At 72.2% G+C, this 6,357-nt stretch carries 5 protein-coding genes; 1 reads left to right on the top strand and 4 read right to left on the bottom strand.

The window, feature by feature from the left end; genetic code table 11:
• From J7F03_RS13100 to J7F03_RS13085, 4 genes are all read right to left on the bottom strand, one after another.
• On the bottom strand, positions 1 to 301 hold a 301-nt coding region (locus J7F03_RS13100), incomplete at its 3' end, for a helix-turn-helix transcriptional regulator (RefSeq protein WP_214949054.1).
• 110 nt (positions 302 to 411) lie between these two features.
• Entirely contained in the window at positions 412 to 1,344 is a 933-nt protein-coding gene (locus J7F03_RS13095; RefSeq protein ID WP_214949052.1) for a ParB/RepB/Spo0J family partition protein, read from the bottom strand.
• A complete protein-coding gene (locus J7F03_RS13090) occupies positions 1,341 to 2,603 on the bottom strand; it encodes a ParA family protein (RefSeq protein ID WP_214949050.1) in 1,263 nt (420 codons plus the stop codon). Before J7F03_RS13090 ends, J7F03_RS13095 begins: the two co-directional genes overlap by 4 nt.
• A 358-nt stretch (positions 2,604 to 2,961) precedes the next feature.
• Positions 2,962 to 3,636, bottom strand: coding sequence for a ScbR family autoregulator-binding transcription factor (locus J7F03_RS13085; RefSeq protein ID WP_214949048.1), 675 nt, complete (start codon positions 3,634 to 3,636; stop codon positions 2,962 to 2,964).
• Positions 3,637 to 3,918: 282 nt separating this feature from the next.
• Here J7F03_RS13085 and J7F03_RS13080 point away from each other — a divergent pair, with 282 nt between their 5' ends.
• Positions 3,919 to 4,719, top strand: coding sequence for a TetR/AcrR family transcriptional regulator (locus J7F03_RS13080; protein WP_214949046.1), 801 nt, complete (start codon positions 3,919 to 3,921; stop codon positions 4,717 to 4,719).
• The last annotated feature ends 1,638 nt before the right edge of the window (positions 4,720 to 6,357 follow it).

Here is a 6,357-nt window from a genome sequence, read left to right as displayed (position 1 = left end):
CGGCGTTAACGCCGTTAACGCCGTTAACGGGGTGCAGTTCCGCGAGGCCGTTGAGGAGGCGGGCGTAGGCGGCGCGCTTGGGGGGACGCGGGGCGGTGCGGCCCGTTTCCCAGGAGGTGACCGTTTCGCGGCGGACGGAGAGGGCCTGGGCGATCTGGTCCTGGCTCAGTCCCGCGGCCTCGCGGAGGCGCTTGCGCTCGTCCGGGTGCGGGAGGGCGTCTTGGGCCGCGGCCTCTTCCAGTAGTGCGTCGACCGCGGCGAAGAGCGTGGTCTGTTCGTTGTCGTCGTGCGCGTTGAGCATGGAAACCTCCAGCCGCAGCTTATGCGAACCGCACCTTGGAACGCACATGAAACACACGTGGGGGCGTTAACGGCGTTAACGCCGTTAACGGCGTCAGCGCCCCCGTCGTGTCAGATGCGGGTCAGCAGGAGTTCCGTGACCGCCTTCAGGTCGTCCGGGGTGAGGTGCGCGGTGAGGGCGTCCGCGATGCTGTCGGGCGAGTCCGCCACGATCGTGATCCGGCGGGGAGCCGGGGCCTGTGCGGCGCCGGCGTCCTGCGGGTCGTCGCCGACGGTGGAGGCGGGGGCCGGGGCCGGGGCTTTGGCGGCTGCCGGGCGGGTGCGCTGGCGCGGGGGATTAACGGCGTTAACGGCTTCCTCCGCCGCCGTCGCCTGGTCCTCGTGGGGGAGGCGGCCGATGCGGCGGGCCGGTTCCACCTTCAGTTCGCCCGTCTCCACCTTGTCCTGGAGTTCCGGGGTGAGGTTGAGGAGGGTCAGGCGCTGGGAGACCCAGGCCGGCGTCTTGCCGAGCCGCTTGGCGACCTGGGCCTGGGAGCCGTGGACCTCGACGAGCTCCTGGAGCGCGCGGGCCTGGTCCATGGGGGCCACGTCGACGCGGTGGACGTTGGCGATGAGCGCCGACTCGAGGATGTCCGCCGCCGAGGTGGCGAGCGAGTCGTTGACGTGGATGTGCATGGTCCGGAGGCCGGCGCGCTGGGCCGCCGCCAGGCGCCGGTTGCCGTCGATGACGACGTACGGGGCGCGGCCGAGGCCGTCGGTGTGGCCCGGGTGGGCCTCCATGAACGCCATCCGGGTGGCGACGGCGAGGGGCTGGAGCTGGCCCCGGACGCTCAAGGAGTGGGCCAGTTCGTGGATCTCGGTGAGGTCCTCGCGGAGGTTGAACGGGTTGTGGGCGAGAGCCTCGATGGGGACCTCGGACGGCGGGACAACCCCGGAGGTGGGGGCGCCGGTGGCCTCCGCGATGGCCGCGCGGCGGGAGCTGACGCCGACCGGCTGGGCGCGGGCGAAGGACGTCGAGACTCCGAGTTTGTCGGCCTTGCTCATGAGATCTCCCTTGCGAGGGCGCGCAGTGCGACCGCCTGGTCGCCCTTGGGTGCGTAGACGAACAGCGGCTGCTTCACGCGTACCGCTTCCCGCTGTTCCTTGAGGTCGGGGACGATGGCCACCACTCGCGGATCCTTTATGTCCATCCAGGCCTGGAGGGAGGAGGTCGCGATGTAGCCGCGCCGGCCGTCGTAGAGGTTGACGACGAGCCCGAGGTAGTCGATCTCGAGGCTGAGATCGTCGCGCAGATCGTTGATCTGGGAGGTGAGCAGGTCGTAGGCGTCCGCGGAGGAGTCCTCGGCCTGTACGACGATCAGCGCGCCGGAGGCGCCCGGCTGTTCGGCGTCGCGGCGTCGCCCGTAGTAGATGGCCGCGTCCATGCTGAGGCCGAGGCTCGGCGGGCAGTCGATGAGGATGACGTCGTAGTCGGCCTCGACGGGAGCCAGCGCGCGCTCGAGGGCGGCCTCGCGGGCGCGGACGGTGGAGAGGCGGACGTCGAGGAGGAAGGCGTCGGTGCAGGCGGGCAGGATGTGCAGCCGGTCGCCGAAGCGGTCGTCCGGGATGGGGACGATCAGGTCGGAGAGGGGGCCCTTGGCCTCGCCCGCCATGTGGCAGGTGAGGCTGTCGCCGCCGATGGGCAGCGGCTGTTGGCCGAGCTGCTTGGTGAGGTGGCCCTGGGGGTCGAAGTCGACCAGCAGGACGCGCATGCCGAGGCCGGGCAGGTCTTCCAGGTCGACGGGAGGGCCGGAATCCGCGCCGGGCTCCTCGCCGTCCTCGACGGCCGAGAGCCGGGCCAGTTGGCGGGCGACGCGGACCGGGTGGAGGCTGGCGGGGTCCTCGGCGAGGGCCTCGGCGGTGCCGGCGGTGATGGCGGTCTTGCCGACGCCGCCCTTCTGGTTGCACACCACGATGCGGCGGACGACGGAGGGCCGCTTGACGGTGGGGGCCGGATTCATCTCCAGCCAGAGGCGGACGGCTTGGGCGAGCCCCTGGATGAGGGAGACACCGCGGTCCTTGGAGTCGGCGCGGAAGGACTCCCACTGGCCGGCGGGCAGCCAGGTGGAGAAGGACTCGGCGCCGGAGGTGTCGACGGGGGAGGGCGCGGAGGCGAGAGCGCTCCAGTGGGCGATGCCCTGGTGAACGGCGTCCTGGATGTCCACACGAAGCTGGGCGGTGCGGATCTTCAGTTCCTGGCGCAGCCACGAGGGGAGTTTGGAGACGACCTTCTCTCGGTCGTTCGGTGACGAGGGCGAAGTCATGAGAGGGACTTTACTAACGTTCCGGGGTGTCTGCGGGCGCCACGCTTGGGTTTTGCTAACGAAGTGGTGTGGAAGTGTCCGGATCGGGCCGGAACAGGGCTGAATCGGGGCTGTGTCGGGGCTGAGGCCTGGCTGAGGCCCGCTGCGACCGGGTTGTGTCCGGGGGTGAGGTCGTCCTGCATCGCGGATGAGTGCCGGCTGCGTTCGGCCCGGGTTCGGTTCGGCCGCGTCCGGTTCGGAAGTGCCCCGGATGTGCCTCGGGTGTGGTCCGGGTACGCGACAGGGCGGCCTCGCATACGCCGTAGCGAGCACCCCCGTGGTTCACCACGGAGTGTGCGAGGCCGCCCTGGATGCGTCGTCAGCCGACCGTGACTCGCGGTGAGTCGGGGGCCGGCAGACCGAGCTCGGTCCGGCACTCGGGCGAGCCGGCCGGGTCGAAGTCGGGGATGCGGTGCGCGGGCACGATCCCCGGGAGCAGGAAGTTCCACAGGTCGATGACCCGGGTGTGCAGGTCCTCGCGGCCGGTGCGCACGTGCGACGTCACCTGGATGCCGGTGAACGAGCCGGCGAGCATGGTCGCCAGGTCGCGCACGTCGAGCGACGGCAGTACGTCGCCGCGTTCCTGGGCCGGTGTCAGACAGCCGTGGCAGGTGTCGATCCAGGTGTTGTACGGGGTCGGGTCCGGGTCGGTGAAGGAGCCGAACTCGATGACCAGACGGATGCCGGCGCGGATGCGGACATTGGTCCGCAGCCCGAACGCCATCTGGTGGGTCAGGTCGATGACGGTCTGGAGGCCCGGCTCCTCGATGGCGGGGACGTTCTCGGAAACCTGGAACTGCTCGTCCATCAAGGTGCGGGCGAGGGCTTCCTTGGAGGGGAAGTGGAAGTACAGGGCGCCCTTGGTGACACCGGCGTGCCCGACCACGTCGGTCAGGCTGGTGCCGTGGAACCCCTTCGCGTCGAAGGCGATGGCCGCGCCGTCGAGGATCGCGTGCCGAGTGATCTCCGCCCGTTCCTGCCTGGCCCTCGCCATGCGCCTTCCCCCTGGGATCGCGGTACTTCGCTGGAACCGCCGAGTTGATCAAGGCGGGCCGTTGAGGGCCAATCTAGACCGATGGCGATTAAAGAAACCAGTCGACCAGTACTTTTTTGGGTGCCGGAGCATTAACGGCGTTAACGCGGGGGCTGGTGTGTCTGCTGTGTCGGGTGGGGGGTTCGGGGCGAGGGCGGGAGGGTGGAGACGCCGTTAACGGCGTTAACGCCGTTAACGTGTACGGTAGACACAGTTTAATGGCGGGCGAGACAAGGAGATCCGATGACGGACGCGGACGAGCAGTGGGGCGCGGCCGTGCGGCTGCTCTGGGGGCCGCCCGCCAAGCCCGCGCGCGGGCCCAAACGGGGGCTCACGCTGGAGGGGATCGCCGGGGCCGGAGTCGCCCTCGCCGACACCGAAGGGCTGGCCGGCGCATCCATGCAGGGGGTGGCCGGGCAGCTGGCCGTCACGAAGATGGCGCTGTACCGGTACGTGCCGGGCAAGGCGGAGCTCGTCGCGCTGATGGTGGAGGCGGCGATGCCGGACCCGTCGGCGCTGGACGGCCGTGCGGCCGGGGAGGGCTGGCGGGAGCGGCTCGAGGCGTGGGCGCGCGGGCTGCTCGCCGGGTTCCGGGCGCATCCCTGGCTGCTGGAAGCGACGGTCGGGGCCCGGGTGATGGGGCCGCGTGAGGTCGGGTGGATGGAGCGGGCGCTCGCCGCGCTCGACGGGTGCGGGCTGACCGGGGCCGAGGGGGTCGACGCGGTGGTGCTGCTGTCGGGGCATGTACGGGGGATCGCGGAGCAGGAGCGGGCGATGGGTGGGGGTGCGGGCAGCGGCGCGGGCGCGAGCCGTGACGCGGGGGCGGGCGGGGTCATGGGGGAGGGGCCTGACGCGCAACTGGTGACGGCGCTCGGGGAGGTTATGAGGGTGCACGGGGAGAGGTACCCGTCGCTCCGGGCCGCGCTGGCCTCCGTAGCGGAGCACGGGGGGCAGGACCAGGCCCTGGATTTCGGGCTGGAGCGGATCCTCGATGGGCTTGGGCTGTTGATGGCTGAGCGGGCCGGGCGAGCCGGCGGGGCGTAGGGCGTAGAGGTGTAGGGGTGTAGGGGTGTAGGCGTTAACGGCGTTAACGCCGTTAACGGTGAGGAGGGGTGCGGCGGCCCGGCCGCCTGGGCCTGCCAGCCCGATTCGGCAGGCTCGGCTGGACTGGTGGGCTCGGCTGGTCTGGCGGACCCGGCCGGCCCGGCGGAGGCCCGCAGACCTGGCTGGCCGGACTGGTTCGGCAGACCCGGCTGGTCTGGCTGGTCTGGCTGGCTCGGCTGACCTGGCAGACCCGACTGGCCCGGTAGATCTGGCAGACCTGGCTGGCTCGGCGGGCCCGACTGGTCTGGCTGGCCTGGCCTGCCCGGCCGTGGGTTGGGGTCCGGGTCGGTTGCCGGGGCCGTGTCGTGGGGCATGGCGGGGAATCGGGGCTCGGCCCCCGGCCAGACGGGTCTCGGCGGTTCGCGGCCCTTCGGGGCAGTGTCGAAGTCCGGGGTCTGCTCCGGGTGGAACCGGGGTGTGCTCGTGGGGATGGGGTTCGGGGTTGGTCGGTGGGGGCCCGTGCTGTGGCGGCATGGCGGTGACGGCCTAGGTGCCCCGGCTGTACGGGTCTTGCTGTGTCCCCTTCGGGGCGGTTTCGAAGCGCGAGCCCGTGGTCGTCGGGTTGGGGCTCAGGTCAGGTTGCCGGGGGTCCGTGCCGCGGTGGCATGGCGTGGGTCCGCGGCTTGGCGCCCGGGTCGGCCAAGGCCTTGCCTGTGTGCGGCTCTCGGGTGGTCTCGGAGTTCGGGGCCCGCCCGGGCGTGGTCGTGGGTTCGGGTCGGTTGACGCGGGCCTTGTGCCGTAGTGGTGTGGCGGGGGTTGGTCAGGGTCTCGCGGGCGCGCGGCGTTCCGGGGCGGGCTCGGAGTCTGGAGGCTTGCCCCGGCTCGGTCTGGGGCGTGGCCGTGGGGCGGGGGCCCGAGCCGGCTGGGGTTTCGCCGGTGTGTGGCCCTTCGGGGCGGGCTCGGAGTCCGGGGTCGGATCCGGGGCAACCCGGGGCGCGGGTTCGTGGCGTTGGGGTCCGGGTCGGGTGGCGTGGCCTGTGCGGTGGTGGTGTCGCGGGGGTTTGGGGCTCGGCCGGGGCTTGCCGGTGTGGGGTCTTGGAGTTCGGGGGCATACCTCGGCTTGGTCTGGGGGTGGTCGCGGGCTGGGGGCGGACCGGGGTCTTGGTGGTGTGCGGCGCTTCGTGGTCTCGGAGTCCGGCCCTGCGCGGAGGGACCCGGGGCGTGGTCCTGCGGGTCGGGTGGCGGGGGCCTGTGTCGCGGGGGCGTGGTGGGGTCGGGGCTTGGCTGCGGGTGTTGCCGGTGTGCGGATCTTTGGGCGGGCGCGGAGTCCGGGGGTTCGGCCCGGCCCTGCCCGGGCCGGTGCGGGGATCTTGTCTGGGAGCTTGGCCCGGCCGCGCCTGGGGGGCGTGGGGTGGGGGCCGGGGCGGCCAGGGTCTTGGCGGTGTGCGGCCAAGACCGCGGGCACACCGCCGCTGGACGGGGCTCCCGCCGACCGGCCCGCGCGATCGGGTCTGGGTTGGCCCGGGGGTTGGCCTCGTCGACTGGCCTGCGCGATCGGGTCTGGGTCGGTCGGGGGGTTGGCCTCGCGGATCGGCCCGCGCGATCGGGTCTGGGTCGGCCCGGGGGCTGGCCTCGTCG

Origin of the sequence: Streptomyces sp. ISL-43 (genome assembly GCF_018614195.1) — a bacterium.
Classification (GTDB): Bacteria; Actinomycetota; Actinomycetes; order Streptomycetales; family Streptomycetaceae; genus Streptomyces.
This window is presented reverse-complemented; position numbering and strand designations above follow the sequence as displayed.

Coding starts and splice junctions, on each gene's coding strand:
- J7F03_RS13095 (WP_214949052.1), bottom strand. CDS start 1,344: ATGAGCAAGGCCGACAAACTCGGAGTCTCGACGTCCTTCGCCCGCGCC.
- J7F03_RS13090 (WP_214949050.1), bottom strand. CDS start 2,603: ATGACTTCGCCCTCGTCACCGAACGACCGAGAGAAGGTCGTCTCCAAA.
- J7F03_RS13085 (WP_214949048.1), bottom strand. CDS start 3,636: ATGGCGAGGGCCAGGCAGGAACGGGCGGAGATCACTCGGCACGCGATC.
- J7F03_RS13080 (WP_214949046.1), top strand. CDS start 3,919: ATGACGGACGCGGACGAGCAGTGGGGCGCGGCCGTGCGGCTGCTCTGG.